The organism is Microcella alkalica (genome assembly GCF_014595885.1).
Lineage (GTDB): Bacteria > Actinomycetota > Actinomycetes > Actinomycetales > Microbacteriaceae > Microcella > Microcella alkaliphila_B.
On record NZ_JABUKC010000003.1, the window covers coordinates 109,856 to 125,090 of the forward strand.

The following is a 15,235-nucleotide window of genomic DNA, read 5'->3' on the forward strand; positions in this document are numbered from 1 at the left end:
GATGCGGAGGGAGCGCCGGTCTAGGAGAGCACCGGCAGGAGGGCGGTGGCGGCGACACCGGCGAGGGCTCCACCGATGAGCGGGCCGACGACCGGGACCCAGGCGTACGACCAGTCGCTCGAGCCCTTGCCCTTGATGGGCAGCACGGCGTGGGCGAGGCGGGGGCCGAGGTCACGAGCGGGGTTGATGGCATAGCCGGTGGGGCCACCGAGCGAGGCGCCGATGCCGACGACGAGCAGCGCGACGGGCAGAGCACCGAGGGCGGCGAGGCCGGCCGGCTCGGCGCGGCCGAAGCCGATGACGACGAACACGAGCACGAAGGTGCCGAGGATCTCGGTGACGAGGTTCCAGCCGTAGCTGCGGATCGCCGGGCCGGTCGAGAAGACCGCGAGCTTGGTGCCGGCGTCGGGCTCCTCGTCGAAGTGCTTCTTGTAGGCCAGGAAGGCCAGGGTCGCGCCGATGAAGGCACCGATGAGCTGGGCGCCCATGTAGGCGAGGATCGACACCAGGTTGACCGGCACGCCCTGCGCGAACTCGGTCGCGCCGTTGGTGACGAGGCCGAGGGTGACCGCGGGGTTAAGGTGTGCCCCCGAGGCGTACGAGACGGTGACACCGGCGAAGACCGCGAGTCCCCAGCCGAAGTTGATCATCAGGAAGCCGCCACCGAAGCCCTTGTTCTTGATGAGCACGGCGTTGGCGACGACGCCCGCACCGAGCAGGAGCAGCATGGCGGTGCCGACGACTTCCGACAGGAAGACCACTGCGAGATTGTCCACGTTGACTTTTCCTCTGTTCAGGGTGGATGCTCCGCCCGCGGTTCCGGGCGGAGGATGTTCCGAGCGGAGTTATCCGTTCGGTCTTTCCGCGTCGGGCGTCGATGCCGTCGGCGGAAGCTGAGAGGGGACGCGCAGGTCCCGGGGTGATGCTTCGGTCAGGATGCTCTAGCGGGCCCCCTGCGGGTGATCGACGTCCACACCGTGGTGGTCGGCCAGGTAGTCGGCGGCGGCCGCGCGCTCCGCGCGGCGCTGCTCGTCGCTCCAGCCGAGCACCTCGCCGACGACATCGGCGAGCTCGTCGAGCACGGCGGAGGTCACCGCGCCCGTGAAGGCCATCGACGTGCGGCGGAGCACGACGTCGACGAGTCGGACGACCTGCTCGGTCTGCACCAGGTGCTGCAGCTCGAGGCGCGAGTACGCCGGCGCCGACTCCAGCGGAGCATCCTGCCCCGAGGCGATGCGCTCGATGAGCGCTTCGGCGCTCGTGCCGTACCGGTCGAGGAGGGTGGCGGCGCGCTCGCGGCCGACGACTGCGCCGTGCTCGCGCAGCCAGGCCTCGCGCTCGGCGTCGGTCGTCGGGTAGCCGACGGCCCCGCCGATGAGGCGGCCGTCGGTGCTCACCGTGCGCGAGCGGCCGATGAGACCCATGACCTCGTTGGCGAGGTGCTCGCCGAGGGCGCGGAAGGTGGTCCACTTGCCGCCGACGAGGCTCAGCACGGGCACATCGCCGCGCGCGCCCTTCTCGATGCGGTAGTCGCGCGAGATCTGGCCGGTCGAGTCGGCGTCCTGGCGGGGCAGGGGGCGCACGCCGGAGAACCGGAAGACGATCTGCGAGCGGTCGACGTGGATGCGCGGGAAGACGTGCTTGACGAGGTCGAAGAAGTAGTCGACCTCCTCCTCGGTGCAGCGGATCGGCTCGCGCATGTCGTGGGCGAGGTCGGTCGTGCCGACGAGCACGCGCCCCTTGAGCGGGTAGATGAGCACGATGCGGCCGTCGGTGAACTCGAAGAAGATCTCGCGGCCGTTGCACGCCTCGAGCAGCTCCGGGTGGTCGAGCACGATGTGCGAGCCCTTGGTGCCGCCCATGTAGCGCGAGGGCTGGCCGAGGGCGTCGTTGGTCTGGTCGGTCCAGGGGCCGGAGGCATTGACGACGAGCTTCGCGGCGAAGTCGAACTCCTCCCCCGTCACGACGTCGCGGAGGCGGACCGTGCCGTCGTCGCGCATGCCGACGGCCTCGACGTAGTTGGTGGCGCGCGCGTGCGGGCCCGCGGCGATGCCGTCGCCGAGCACGTCGAGGGCGAGGCGCTCGGGGTCGTGCATGGAGGCGTCGTAGTAGGTGGCCGTCCACTTCACGTCGTCGCGCAGCTGCGGCAGCTCGCGGCGCGAGGCCTCGGCGCCGCGGAACTGGTGGCGCGGCACGCGGCCGCCGTCGCGCGAGAACGTGTCATAGATCGACAGGCCGACCTTGATGATGAGCGCACCGCGCTCCTTCTTCGCGCCGCCCTTGACGCCGATGAACTTCAGCGGCGCCGAGAGGATGCTCGAGAACGTCGAGAAGATCGGGATCGTCGTGCGCAGCGGGCGCACGTAGTGCGGGGCGAGGCGCAAGAGCGCGTTGCGCTCGTGCACCGACTCCTGCACGAGACGGAACTCGCCGTTCTCGAGGTAGCGGATGCCGCCGTGCACCATGTGCGAGCTCGCGGCCGAGGCGCCGGCGACATAGTCGTCGCGCTCGACGAGGGCGACGTCGACGCCGTTGAGGGCGAGGTCGCGGAATGTCGCGATGCCGTTGATCCCGGCGCCGATGACGAGCACGTCGGCGGAGGGGCGCGCGGTGAGCGCGGAGACGGTCGCGCGGGCGGGGTTCGACTTCTGCGTCGGCATCGGTGGTCTCTTCCTCGATCCAGCCGACGGCGGGTCGGCGGTGGAATAATCCTGAAGCGGTCGAGAACGATCGACCAAACCGGTTGCACAAACGTGCACGCTCTCAGGAGACTTCATGGCGACGCCCGCTCAGCCCTCCGGCAAGATGCGCGACGCCCTCAGGGCGGCCCACCTGTACTACATGCAGGACCTCACGATGGAGGCCATCGCCCGCGAGCTCAACACCTCGCGATCCTCGGTTTCCCGGCTGATCAGCTACGCCCGAGACACCGGACTGGTCGACATCCGCATCCGGTCGCCCTTCGAGCTGTCGACCCGGTGGGAGCAGGACATCGCCCGGCTGTTCGGGGTCGCGGCACACGTCGTGCCGGTGCCGAGCGGCTCCTCCGACGTCGACCGACAGGACCGCGTGGCGCGCGGCGCTGCACGGATTCTCAACCATTACTTCGACTCGAACATGTCGATGGGGGTCGCGTGGGGCTCGACCATGAGCGCCATCAGCCGGCACCTCGTGCCGAAGGAGACCCACAACTCCGACATCGTGCAGCTCAACGGCGCGGGCAACACGCACACCACGGGCATCGACTACGCGAGCGAGATCCTGCGCCGCTTCGCCGAGTCGTACGCCGCGCGCCTGCAGCAGTTCCCGGTGCCCGCCTTCTTCGACTCGGCGGCGACGCGCGAGCACCTCTGGCAGGAGCGCAGCATGCGCCGCGTGCTCGACATGCAGGCGCGGCTCGACATCGCGCTGTTCGGCGTCGGATCGCCGTTCGCCGACATCCCGAGTCACGTCTACATCGGCGGCTACCTCGACCCGGAGGACTACCAGACGCTCAGCGAGCAGGGCGTCGTGGGCGACGTCGCGACGGTGTTCTTCCGCGCCGACGGCTCCACCGACGGGATCGAGCTGAATGCGCGCGCGACCGGACCGGACTTCGACGTGCTCCGCCGCATCCCCCGCCGCGTCTGCGTGGTGTCGGGCGCCTCGAAGATCGCCGGGCTGTCGGGCGCGCTCGCCGCGGGCCTCATCACCGACCTCATCATCGACGAGGCGGGTGCCCGCTCGCTCATCGACTCGGCCGGCGGCGCTCCGCGGACGGGGCCCGTGACGATCGTCGACATGACGCTGGATGACGCCGAACAGTTCTCAGGAGCCGTTCGGGAATAACCCAGGGGGCCCTGCGTTCAATACACTCGCACGCAAGAACGCACTTCGGGGTCGGTGAAAGTCCGAGCCGGCGGTTATAGTCCGCGACCCGGAGTCGGGCCCTCGGGCTCGGCGACGGTGGAGCTGGTGGAACTCCAGCACCGACGGTGAGAGTCCGGATGGGAGGAGTGCGGTGCTCGGCCCTGCCGCGCGCCCGCGACCCCGGACTGCCCCGATCACACCGAAGGGCCCGGGATGACCAGCACCGCCGCACCGCTCGACGCCGCGCGCGTCGAGGCCGCGATGCGCCGTGCGCTCTCGCTCGCCGAGCACGGCCCCGGCGTCGGCGAGAACCCGCAGGTCGGCTGCGTGCTGCTCGACGCCTCGGGCGAGATCGTCTCGGAGGGCTGGCACCGCGGGGCGGGCACCCCCCACGCCGAGGTGGATGCCCTCGGCAAGGTCGCGGACGCCCGGGGCCTCACCGCCGTCGTCACGCTCGAGCCCTGCAACCACACCGGCCGCACCGGCCCCTGCGCGGTCGCGCTCATTGAGGCCGGCATCGCCCGCGTGATCTACGCCGTCGCCGACCCGGGTGACGTCGCCGGCGGCGGTGCCGAGCGCCTGCGCGCCGCGGGCGTCGCGGTCGAGCACGGCGTGCTCGCCGGGGAGGCCGAGGAGCTGCTGCGCCCCTGGCTCACGAGCGCGCGTCTCGGTCGACCGTTCGTCACCGTCAAGTGGGCCTCGACGCTCGACGGCCGCGCTGCTGCCGCCGACGGCACGAGCCAGTGGATCACGGGCGCCGCCGCCCGCCAGCGCGTGCACGAGCAGCGCGCCCGTCATGACGCGATCGCCGTCGGCACCGGCACCGTGCTCGCCGACGACCCCAGCCTCACGGCACGCGGCGACGGCGGCGAGCTGCTGGCGCACCAGCCGATCCCCGTCGTCTTCGGGACCACACCCGTGCCCGCGGATGCGGCCCTCCGCCGTCACCCGGCCGGCCTCATCGAGGTGGGCCACCGCGATCTCGGCGCAGCGCTCGACGGGCTGGCGAGCCGCGGCATCCGCCGCCTCTACGTCGAGGGCGGACCGACGCTCGCGAGCGCGTTCCTGCGCGCCGGGCTCGCCGACGAGGTGCTGATCTACCTCGCGCCGATGCTGCTCGGCGGGCCGCGCACGGCCCTCGACGAGCTGGGCGTCACGACGATGTCCGAGGCGCTGCGGCTGAGCATCCACGGCATCGAACGCCTGGGCGACGACCTGCTCGTCACCTGCCGCCCGACGCCCCACCACCCCGCCCCTCACAGCTAGGACCACCATGTTCACCGGAATCATCGAAGAGCTCGGCGAGATCACCGCCTGGGAGACCCGCGGCGACGCCGGCCGGGTCACCGTGCGCGGGCCGCTCGCCGTGAGCGACGCGAAGCACGGCGACTCGATCAGCGTGAGCGGCGTGTGCCTCACCGTCGTCGAGCAGGGCCCCGACTGGTTCAGCGCCGACGTCATGGGGCAGACGCTGCGCATGTCGAATCCGCAGCAGTGGCAGGTCGGCCGCGCCGTCAACCTCGAGCGCGCGGCCGCCGTCGGCGACCGCCTCGGCGGGCACATCGTGCAGGGCCACATCGACGGCACCGCGCCCGTGCTCGAGGTGCGCGACGAGGGCACCTGGCGGGTCGTGCGCTTCGGGCTCGCCGCCGAGCACGCCCCGCTCGTGGTCGACAAGGGCTCCATCGCGGTCGACGGCATCTCGCTCACGGTGAGCGCCGCCGGCGACGACTGGTTCGAGGTCTCGCTCATCCCCGAGACGCTCGAGCGCACCACCCTGGGCCGCCGCGTTGTCGGCGACCTCGTCAACATCGAGACCGACATCCTCGCTCGACACGTGGCGCGACTGGCGCGCCTCGACGGAAGGATCCCCGCATGAGCATCGGAACCATCCCCCAGGCGCTCGCCGCGCTGCGGCAGGGCCGGCCCATCCTCGTCGCCGACGACGAGGGCCGCGAGAACGAGGGCGACATCATCCTCGCCGCCGAGCTCGCCACGCAGGAGTGGGTCGCCTGGACGGTCAAGCACTCCAGCGGCTACCTCTGCGCTCCGATGACGAACGAGCTCGCCGACGCGCTCGAGCTGCCGCTCATGGTCGCCGACAGCGAGGACCCTCGCCGCACTGCCTACACGGTGAGCGTCGACGCCGCCGACCGCATCTCGACCGGCATCAGCGCCCGCGACCGCGCGCACACGCTGCGCGTGCTCGCCGACCCCGCGACGACGGCGACCGACCTGATCCGCCCCGGCCACATCCTGCCGCTGCGCGCCGTCGACGGCGGCGTGCGCGAGCGCGCCGGCCACACCGAGGCGGCCGTCGAGCTCATGCGGCTCGCGGGCCTGCGCCCTGTCGCCGTGATCGGCGAGGTCGTTGCCGACGACGGCGAGATGATGCGCCTGCCCGAGCTCATCGAGTTCGGCAAGGCCGAGGGCGTCGTCGTCATCACGATCGTCGACCTCATCGCCTACCTCGAGTCGGGCGAGGAGTTCGCCGCCGGCTCGCCGAACCTCGCCCCCGAGCAGCTTTCGAGCGTCTCGTTCGAGGTCGCGACGACCGTGCCGACGACGCACGGCCCGTTCTCGATGCGGGCCTACCGCGACCGCAAGACCGGCGCCGACCACGTCGCGATCGTCAGCGGGATGCCCCACGACGACATGATCGTGCGCGTCCACTCCGAGTGCCTGACCGGCGAGGCCTTCGGCTCGCTGAAGTGCGAGTGCGGCCCGCAGCTCGACGCCGCGCTCGACGTGATCCAGCGCCAGGGCGGTGCCGTGCTCTACATGCGCGGCCACGAGGGGCGCGGCATCGGCCTCATCAACAAGCTCAAGGCCTACCGCCTGCAGGAGGACGGCTACGACACCCTCGACGCGAACCTCGCACTCGGCCTGCCGGCCGATGCGCGCGACTACCAGGCCGCGAGCGACATGCTGCGCGACCTCGGCGTCTCGCGCGTGCGCCTGCTGTCGAACAACCCCGAGAAGCAGCGCCAGCTGACGCAGTACGGCATCGAGGTGAGCTCGCTCGTGCCGCTGCTGGTCGGCGTCGGCGAGAACAACCAGGGCTACCTCAGTGCGAAGCGCGACCGCATGGGTCACCGCCTTCCGGATAGCATCACCTCCGCCCCCGTGTACGCCCAGATGGAAGGACGCACCGCATGAGCGGAGCCGGCAGCCCCCAGTTGAACGTCGATGGAACGGGCCTCACGGTCGCGATCGTGGCCGGCCAATGGCACGCCGAGATCAGCGCGGGGCTCCTCGCCGGCGCGCGGCGCGTGCTCGAGGCCTCGGGCGCGACGATCGTCGAGTACGCGGCCCCCGGCTCGTTCGAACTGCCGGTCGTCAGCAAGGCGGCGCTGGAGAACGGGGCGGACGCGGTGGTCGCCCTCGGAGTCATCATCCGTGGCGGCACGCCCCACTTCGAGTACGTCTCGGCGGCCGCGACCGACGGACTGACGCGCGTGGCGCTCGACACGGGCAAGCCCGTGGGCTTCGGCGTGCTGACGCTGGAGGACGAGCAGCAGGGCCTCGACCGCGCCGGGCTGCCCGGTTCGAAGGAGGACAAGGGTGCCGAGGCGGCGGAGGCCGCGATCGCGACGGCGCGCGCCCTGCAGGCCATCCGCGGCTGACCGGCACCGGGCATCCCCCCCGGATCTGGAAGCGATTGCAGTTCACCTCGAAGGGCCCCGTTCCACCTGGAACGGGGCCCTTCGAGGTGGAACGACCGGGTCTCGTTCTGCAACGGCGGCCATCCGATCTGGAATCTGTGGAACCGGTTGCAGGGCATCCGCGCCCGGGTGATACTCACCGTGCGGGGGGCAGGCTCGCGACGATGACGTCGCACTCCTCGCGGATGGAGAATCCATGCGACAGCGCTCACTTCGATCCGCGACCGGGGCCCTGGGCCTCGGGTTCGCGATCATCGCGACACTGCTCGTCGCGCCGACGGCCGGCACCTCGCCCGCCGTCGCCGCGACGGCGACCAACAACCCCGACTTCACCGCCAATGTGATGGCGCCGCTCGAGGTCAGCGACTGGAACCAGTTCAGCAACCAGCTGAGCACGGTCAAGTCGTACGGCGTCGACGCCGTCACCGTCGACGTCTGGTGGGGCAAGGTCGAGGCGGCCGGCGACAACCAGTTCACCTGGAGCTACTACGACCAGGTCTTCCAGACCATCACCAGCCGCGGGCTCGACATCGTGCCGATCTTCTCGTTCCACCAGTGCGGCGGCAACGTCGGCGACACCTGCAACATCCCGCTGCCGTCGTGGCTGTGGGGCAAGTACACCGGCGCCACGCTCAACGGCATCACGCTCGACGCCAATGGCCTCAAGCACCGCAGCGAGCAGGGCAACGTCTCGAACGAGACCGTGCAGGGCTGGGCGACGCCGCTCGTGCAGAACGAGTACCAGGCGTTCACGCAGGCCTTCGTCGCCCGCTACGGCACGACCTACGCGAACCGCATGCAGGAGATCAACGTCTCGCTCGGCCCGGCCGGCGAGCTGCGCTACCCCTCCTACAACAGCCACGACTCGGGCACCGGGTACCCGACGCGCGGCGCGCTGCAGGCCTACTCGCCGCTCGCGGTGAAGAGCTTCCAGCAGTGGGCGGTCGCCAAGTACGGCTCGATCGCGGCCATCAACACCGCGTGGGGCTCGACGCTCACCGCGCAAACGCAGATCCAGCCGCCGAGCAACGCCGGCTTCTTCTTCTCCTCCGGCGACTACCGCAACACGCAGTACGGCCGTGACTTCATCGACTGGTACAACAAGAGCCTCGTCGACCACGGCGAACGGATGCTCGACACCGTGCTCGCCGCCCTCGGCACCTCCTTCCCGGGCGCCGAGATCGGCTACAAGATCCCCGGCGTGCACTGGTCGATGACCGGCCCGACCCCGCGTGCGGCGGAGGTCGCCGCGGGGCTCGTGCAGACGAGCGTCGACATGAACGCCGCCGGCACCGGCCGCGGCTACGCCAACATCGTCGGCCTCGCCAACCGCGTGGCCGACTCGGGTCGCGGCGTGATCCTGCACTTCACGTGCCTGGAGTTCAACGACGAGAACTTCGCCCCGCAGTACTCGCAGGCCAAGACCCTCGTCGGCTGGATCGGCGCGGAGGCGGGTCGCCAGGGCGTGAAGGTCAAGGGCGAGAACGCCCTCGCCGGCGGCATCACGTCGAACAACGGCTGGGACAACGTCAACCAGGCGTTCGACAACTTCCCCTACCTCGGCATGACCGTGCTGCGGGTCGGCGAGGTCGCCTCGGGCACCGGCGCGACGCGCTACGCCCAGTTCATCCAGAAGTACCGGCCCGCCGGCACCGCCTGGACCTCGCTGTACGTGCGCGGCACGAACAACAACTGGGGCCTCACGCCGATGACGAAGTCGGGCGACGTCTGGACGGCGACCAACGTCTCGTTCGGCTCGGCGACGAACCAGCGGTTCAAGTTCGACGTCAAGGGCGACTGGAGCCTCAACTTCGGCGGCACCGGGCTGACCGGCACGGCCGTGCAGGGCGGCGGCGACATCGCCGTGAACTCGAACACGACCTACACGATCACCTTCAACGAGAGGACGAAGGCCTACGCCGCGACGCCGAGCACCCCGCCGCCCCCGCCGCCGCCCACCTCGGGCGTCACGGTGCACTTCGCCGAGTGGCAGTCGGCGACGAGCTACTCGATCCACACCTGGAACGGCCTCAGCGGCACCTTCCCCATGGCCTACGAGGGCTTCATCAACGGCCGCCACTGGTGGAAGGTCACGCTGTCGAACGCGCCGAGCTCGTTCGGCTTCACCTTCACCAACTCGAACGGCAACTGGGACACCGCCGATCGGGCCTACACGGGCCAGGCGAGCACGGTCTACGTGCTGCCGGGCAGCGCGACCGTCTACACCGCGAGACCGTAGCCGCGACCGCTGGAGGACGGCGCCCGCACCCCGCGAGGGGGGCGGGCGCCGTTCGCATCCGCTGCCCGATGCGCGACCGTGCGAGGCGGATGCGCGTCGCTGGGCGGTCGCTAGGCCAGGAAGAGCGCGCGCAGTCGCCGCGTGGTCAGCACCACGCCGACGACGATCATGACCAGGTAGTAGCCGATGTGCACGAGCACCATGCCCGAGATCGCGCCCGTCGTCATCGCCCGGATGAGCTCGACCCCGTGCCACAGCGGCAGCGCCTGGATGAGCCACTGGATCGGCTCGGGGTAGACCGTGATCGGGTAGAAGGTCGCCGAGAACAGGAACATCGGCAGCATGACGAAGCTGATCCAGTCCATCTGCTGGAACGTCTTCATGAAGCTCGTGATGCCGAGGCCGAGGCTCGCGAAGCCGAAGGCGATGAGCAGCACCGCCGGCAGGGCGAGCAGCGCCGTCCACGACAGGTTGAGGCCGAGCACCTGCATGACGACCATGAAGCCGACCGCGTACATCGCGCCGCGCAGCAGCGCGAGCAGGATCTCGCCGAGCGCGACGTCGAGTGGGCCGAGGCTCGTCGTGAGCATGCCCTGGTAGAGCTTGGAGTAGTTGAGCTTGAAGAAGGCGTTCCACGTCGAGTCGTAGATCGCGCCGTTCATCGCCGAGACGGCGAGCAGGGCCGGAGCGATGTAGGCCGCGTACGGCACCTCCTGCCCCGTGCTCGTCGCCACGGTGCCGACGAGCGCGCCGAAGCCGATGCCGAGCGAGAGCAGGTAGAACACCGGCTCGAAGAAGCCCGACACGACGACGAGCAGGTTCGAGCTGCGCGTGGCGAGCAGACCGCGCGCGACGACCGCGCGCGCGTTGCCGGCGTAGAGGGCGCGGGCGGGGCGGCGGATGCCCGTGCCGGGCGCCTGGGTCGCGGTCACTTGTTCAGCCTCCTCGTGAAGGCGGTCGCGACGAGGCGCAGGCCGACGACGATGAGCACGGCGAGGTACACCACGTGCACGGCGGTGAGCCACGCAGGCTCGTCGTAGCCGTACGAGACGACGCGCCCGAGCTCGCTGCCGTGCCACAGCGGCGAGATCCAGCCGATCCACTGCAGCCACGGCGGCAGGGTCTCGAGCGGGAAGAACGTGCCCGAGAACAGGAACATGGGGGTGACGCCGAAGCGCATGAGCATCGGCAGCTGCCCGCGGTCATCCTCGATGCGCGAGGCGTAGGCACCGATGAGGCCGCCGACCGCGAGCCCCGTCGCCACCGCGACCGGGATCGCGAGCACGCCCGTCGCGAGCGGCACCGCGCCGAACAGCAGCATGACGGCGAAGTAGATCGCGACCGTGGCCAGCAGCCGCACGGTGATCGCGATCATGATGCCCGCGCTGATCTGCGTGCCCGTCACGGGCGAGGCGTTCATGCCGAAGAAGACCGGGTTCCACTTGAAGCCCGCGAGCATCGGGTAGGTCGTCTCGTCGGCAGCGACCGTCACGGCCGCCGTCGCGAGCAGCGCCGGCGCGACGAAGACGAGGTAGCTGACCTCGCCGACGCCCTGCGGCACGAGGCTCGCGAGGCCGATGCCGAGGGCGAAGAGGTACACGAGCGGGTTGCCGATGCTCGTGACGATTGCCGACTGCAGGTAGCCGCGCATCGCCCGGATGCGGTGCTCGGCGACGTACCAGGCGCCGAACCGGCGCGGGGCCGCGCCGCCGGCGAGCGCGCGCCGGGCATCCTCGCTGAGCGCGCCGGCCGAGAGGTCGGAGGGCGCGCCGGACGAGGTCGGGTCGAGGGCGGTCATTCGATCAGGCTCCGGCCGGTGAGGCGCAGGAAGACGTCCTCCAGGCTCGAGCGGCGCACGAGCGAGGTGATCGGCTCCAGGCCCAGCTGCGTGATGCGCTCGAGCTCGGCCTCGCCGTTCTCGCTGTAGACGAGGATGCGGTCGGGCAGCACCTCCAGGCGATCGCCGATGCCCTGAAGCCGCTCGGCCGCCTCGGCATTCTTATCGCTGCCGAAGCGCACCTCGAGCACCTCGCGGCTGGAGTACTCGCGGATGAGCGCCGCCGGCGACCCCTCGGCCATGATGCGGCCCTTGTCGACCACGACGAGGCGGTCGCAGAGCTGCTCGGCCTCATCCATGTAGTGGGTCGTGAGCACGAGCGTCGTGCCCTGCTCCTTGAGGCGGAACAGGCGATCCCACAGGATGTGCCGCGCCTGCGGGTCGAGCCCCGTCGTCGGCTCGTCGAGCAGCAGGATGCGCGGCTCGTTGATGAGCGCACGGGCGATCGTCAGGCGGCGCTTCATGCCGCCGGAGAGGTCGTCGACCTTGGCCTTGGCGCGGTCGGCCAGCTGCGCGAACTCGAGGAGGGCATCCGCCCGCTCGGCGATCACGCCGCGGGGCAGGCCGAAGTAGCGACCGTAGACCAGGAGGTTGTCGCGCACGCGAAGCTCCTGGTCGAGGTTGTCCTGCTGCGGCACGACGCCGAGCTGCGAGCGGATGTCGGGGCCGTGCTTGTCGGGGTCGAGGCCGAGGATGCGCAGTTCGCCGCCGGTGCGCGTCGACACCGCGCCGACCATGCGCATCGTCGTCGACTTGCCCGCGCCGTTCGGGCCGAGCAGGCCGAACGACTCACCGGGTGCGACGTCGAAGTCAATGCCGTCGACGGCGGTGAAGTCGCCGTACTGCTTCGAGAGCTGACGGGCGGTGATGACGGGCTCTGGCACGAGAGTCGAGCATAGACCCGCGCTCCGACACCCCGACGGGGTCGCGCAAACGTGCACGGGCCGAGCACGGCGCGCACGAAGGCGGGCTCGGCCAGGATGGAGGCATGAGCACCAGCAGTGCATCCACCCGCCCGTCACGCCGGGGGCTCGGGCGCGGCCGCGGCGAGGAGGTCGGGCCGCGCGCGACCTTCCGACAGCTGCTGCCGTACCTGCTCGAGCACCGCACCGTGCTGTCGTGGGTCATCGTCATCAGCGTGCTCGGCGCGATCGCCTCGCTCGCGCAGCCGCTGCTCGTCAGCCAGGTCATCGCCCGCGTCGAGGCCGGCGAGACCCTCGGGCCGCTCGTCGTCGCGCTCGTCGCCCTCGTCATCGCCGCCGGCCTGCTCAGCGGCTTCGGGCACTACCTGCTGCAGCGCACGGGCGAGGGGGTCGTGCTGTCGAGCCGCCGCACCCTCGTGCGCCGCCTGCTCAACCTGCCCATCTCGCAGTTCGACGAGCGCCGCACCGGCGACCTCGTCAGCCGCGTCGGCAGCGACACGACGCTGCTGCGCGCCGTGCTCACGCAGGGCCTCGTCGAGGCCATCGGCGGCAGCCTCACCTTCGTCGGCGCGCTCATCGCGATGGCGGTCATCGACCCGGTGCTGCTCGGGCTCACGCTGCTCGTCGTGGTGATCGCGGTCGTCACGGTCGTGCTGCTCTCGCAGCGCATCCGCGTCGCCTCGCGCGCCGCGCAGGAGAAGGTCGGCGACCTCGCCGCCGCCGTCGAGCGGGCCATCTCGGCGGTGCGCACGGTGCGGGCCGCGAACGCGACCGAGCGCGAGATCGCGGCCGTCGAGGCGGATGCCCGTGGCGCCTGGGAGCAGGGCATCCGCGTCGCGCGCATCTCGGCGCTCGTCGTGCCCATCTCGTCGATCGCGCTGCAGGTGTCGTTTCTCGTCGTGCTCGGCGTCGGCGGCTTTCGCGTCGCGACGGGCGCGATCGAGATCGGCGACCTCGTCGCGTTCATCCTGTTCCTGTTCCTGCTCATCGGGCCGCTCGGGCAGGCGTTCGGCGCCATCACCTCGGTGAACTCGGCGCTCGGCGCGCTCGGGCGCATCCAGGAGATCGTCGCGCTGCCGAGCGAGACCGAGGCCGACGCCGACATCGTGCCGGCCGCCGACGAGCCCACCGACGCGGCGGTGTCGTTCCACGACGTCGAGTTCGCCTACCCCGAGCGGGCCCACCGCACCGAGGGGGAGAAGGCCGCGGCCGAGGCGGAGGCCGCGCTCGCCGCGACCCGACGGGCCGCGGGCGAGGAGGTCGCTCCCGTCGACGCGCGCGTGCTGCGCGGCGTGACGTTCGCGGTGCCGCGCGGCGCTCGTGTCGCCCTCGTCGGGCCGAGCGGTGCCGGCAAGTCGACCGTGCTCGCGCTCATCGAGCGGTTCTACGACCCCACCGCGGGCGTCATCCGCATGGGCGGCGTCGACATCCGCGCCCTCGACCGCGCCGAGCTGCGCGCGCGCCTGGGCTACGTCGAGCAGGACGCCCCCGTGCTCGCCGGCACGCTGCGCGACAACCTGCTGCTCGGCACGCCCGGCGCGAGCGACGAGCAGTGCGCGGCCGTGCTGCGCTCGGTCAACCTCGGCGAAGTGCTCGACCGCTCGCCGCAGGGGCTCGACGCGCCCGTCGGGGAGGACGGGGTCATGCTCTCCGGCGGCGAGCGGCAGCGGCTCGCGATCGCGCGGGCACTCCTCGCCGCTCCCCCGATCCTGCTGCTCGACGAGTCGACGTCGTCGCTCGACGGACGCAACGAGCAGCTCATGCGCGAGGCCATCGACGCCGTCGCCGAGGACCGCACCCTCATCGTCATCGCCCACCGGCTCTCGACCGTCGTCGACAGCGACCTCATCGTCGTGCTCGACCACGGGCGCGTCGTCGGCACCGGCACGCACAGCGAGCTCGTGCGCGACGTGCCGCTCTACCGCGACCTCGCGAAGCACCAGCTGCTGGTGTAGCCGGGCGGGGCTGGGTGCCGCGTCGGCGCCCAGCACGTGCGCTTGCGCCAGGAGCGTGCGCCCGTTCGCACGGTGCTGTCGTCAGGGCACGTCGTCGGGCGGGTGGGCATTCGGTTCGGGCGCGCGGCCCGACGGGATGCCCGGGACCGAGGCGCGCGCGGGTCAGGATGCCGCGGACTCGACGCGCGCGCCGGCGGCGGCGACCTCGGCGAGCGCCGCCCGGCTCGGCTCGGGCGCGACGCCCGCGACGAGGTCGGTCAGCACGCGCACGCGGCGCCCGCCGGCGAGGGCGTCGAGCGCGGAGGCCCGCACGCAGTGGTCGGTCGCGATGCCCACGACATCGAGCTCGTCGACGCCGGCCTCGTCGAGCACGGCGGCGAGCATCCGCCCATCGTCGACCGTGCCCTCGAAGGCCGAGTACGAGGGCCGACCCTGTCCTTTGCGCACGTGCACGTCGATGAGCGCGATGTCGAGCGCCGGGTGGTACTCGGCGCCCGGCGTGCCGGCCACGCAGTGCACCGGCCAGGTCGTCACGAAGTCGGGAGCAGCATCCGTCGCGAAATGCCCGCCGTTGTCGGAGTCGCCGTCATGCCAGTCGCGCGAGGCGATGACGAGGGCGTAGTCGTCGCGGTGCGCCCTGGCGTGCTCGGTGATGCGGGCGGCCACCGCGGCCCCGCCGTCGACTCCGAGCGCGCCTCCCTCGCAGAAATCGTTCTGCACGTCGACGATGAGCAGGGCGCGGGGCATGGTTCCTCCGTCGGGGTGGG

General features: G+C 71.4%; 13 protein-coding genes and 1 riboswitch. Of the genes, 7 read left to right on the plus strand and 6 right to left on the minus strand.

Going from position 1 to position 15,235, the window contains the following annotated elements; all coding sequences use genetic code 11:
- Positions 1 to 20 precede the first annotated feature (20 nt).
- Positions 21 to 728 (minus strand): MIP/aquaporin family protein, encoded by a 708-nt coding sequence (locus tag ID804_RS08250; RefSeq protein ID WP_211161211.1) that lies wholly within the window; start codon positions 726 to 728, stop codon positions 21 to 23.
- Positions 729 to 941: 213 nt separating this feature from the next.
- The gene (locus ID804_RS08255) at positions 942 to 2,660 is read right to left on the minus strand and encodes a glycerol-3-phosphate dehydrogenase/oxidase (RefSeq protein WP_169079565.1); all 1,719 of its coding nucleotides are present in this window, start codon (positions 2,658 to 2,660) and stop codon (positions 942 to 944) included.
- Between the two features lie 115 nt (positions 2,661 to 2,775).
- Between ID804_RS08255 and ID804_RS08260 the strand changes: the two genes are divergently transcribed.
- The 6 genes from ID804_RS08260 (at position 2,776) to ID804_RS08285 (ending at position 9,753) form a co-directional block, all read left to right on the plus strand.
- A complete protein-coding gene (locus tag ID804_RS08260; RefSeq protein ID WP_169079563.1) occupies positions 2,776 to 3,828 on the plus strand; it encodes a sugar-binding transcriptional regulator in 1,053 nt (350 codons plus the stop codon).
- A 37-nt stretch (positions 3,829 to 3,865) separates the two neighbouring features.
- A riboswitch (FMN riboswitch) is annotated at positions 3,866 to 4,002 on the plus strand.
- Between the two features lie 60 nt (positions 4,003 to 4,062).
- Positions 4,063 to 5,115: a bifunctional diaminohydroxyphosphoribosylaminopyrimidine deaminase/5-amino-6-(5-phosphoribosylamino)uracil reductase RibD gene (ribD, locus tag ID804_RS08265; RefSeq protein WP_169079561.1), complete on the plus strand. Its 1,053-nt coding sequence runs from the start codon at positions 4,063 to 4,065 to the stop codon at positions 5,113 to 5,115.
- Positions 5,116 to 5,122: 7 nt separating this feature from the next.
- Complete coding sequence (locus ID804_RS08270; protein ID WP_169079559.1) at positions 5,123 to 5,728, plus strand: riboflavin synthase; 606 nt, start codon at positions 5,123 to 5,125, stop codon at positions 5,726 to 5,728.
- Positions 5,725 to 7,008 carry a 3,4-dihydroxy-2-butanone-4-phosphate synthase gene (gene ribB, locus ID804_RS08275; protein WP_169079557.1) on the plus strand — a complete coding sequence of 428 codons (1,284 nt, stop codon included), beginning with the start codon at positions 5,725 to 5,727 and terminating at the stop codon, positions 7,006 to 7,008. Before ID804_RS08270 ends, ribB begins: the two co-directional genes overlap by 4 nt.
- Positions 7,005 to 7,475, plus strand: coding sequence for a 6,7-dimethyl-8-ribityllumazine synthase (gene ribH, locus ID804_RS08280; protein WP_169079555.1), 471 nt, complete (start codon positions 7,005 to 7,007; stop codon positions 7,473 to 7,475). Before ribB ends, ribH begins: the two co-directional genes overlap by 4 nt.
- A gap of 235 nt (positions 7,476 to 7,710) precedes the next feature.
- Complete coding sequence (locus ID804_RS08285; RefSeq protein WP_169079553.1) at positions 7,711 to 9,753, plus strand: family 14 glycosylhydrolase; 2,043 nt, start codon at positions 7,711 to 7,713, stop codon at positions 9,751 to 9,753.
- Positions 9,754 to 9,863: 110 nt separating this feature from the next.
- Here ID804_RS08285 and ID804_RS08290 read toward each other — a convergent pair whose 3' ends face one another.
- From ID804_RS08290 to ID804_RS08300, 3 genes are read right to left on the minus strand one after another with little or no spacing between them, the layout of a single operon-like run.
- Positions 9,864 to 10,685: an ABC transporter permease gene (locus tag ID804_RS08290; RefSeq protein ID WP_169079551.1), complete on the minus strand. Its 822-nt coding sequence runs from the start codon at positions 10,683 to 10,685 to the stop codon at positions 9,864 to 9,866.
- Positions 10,682 to 11,551, minus strand: coding sequence for an ABC transporter permease (locus ID804_RS08295; RefSeq protein WP_169079549.1), 870 nt, complete (start codon positions 11,549 to 11,551; stop codon positions 10,682 to 10,684). Before ID804_RS08295 ends, ID804_RS08290 begins: the two co-directional genes overlap by 4 nt.
- Positions 11,548 to 12,474, minus strand: a complete 927-nt coding sequence (locus ID804_RS08300; RefSeq protein WP_169079547.1) for an ABC transporter ATP-binding protein — start codon at positions 12,472 to 12,474, stop codon at positions 11,548 to 11,550. The genes ID804_RS08295 and ID804_RS08300 overlap by 4 nt, the downstream gene beginning before the upstream one ends.
- Before the next feature lie 104 nt (positions 12,475 to 12,578).
- On the opposite strand from ID804_RS08300, the gene ID804_RS08305 reads away from it, so the two are divergent.
- Positions 12,579 to 14,468 carry an ABC transporter ATP-binding protein gene (locus ID804_RS08305; protein WP_169079545.1) on the plus strand — a complete coding sequence of 630 codons (1,890 nt, stop codon included), beginning with the start codon at positions 12,579 to 12,581 and terminating at the stop codon, positions 14,466 to 14,468.
- A gap of 162 nt (positions 14,469 to 14,630) precedes the next feature.
- Here the strand turns inward: ID804_RS08305 and ID804_RS08310 are convergent, their stop codons facing one another.
- Positions 14,631 to 15,215, minus strand: a complete 585-nt coding sequence (locus ID804_RS08310; RefSeq protein ID WP_169079543.1) for an isochorismatase family protein — start codon at positions 15,213 to 15,215, stop codon at positions 14,631 to 14,633.
- Positions 15,216 to 15,235: the final 20 nt, after the last annotated feature.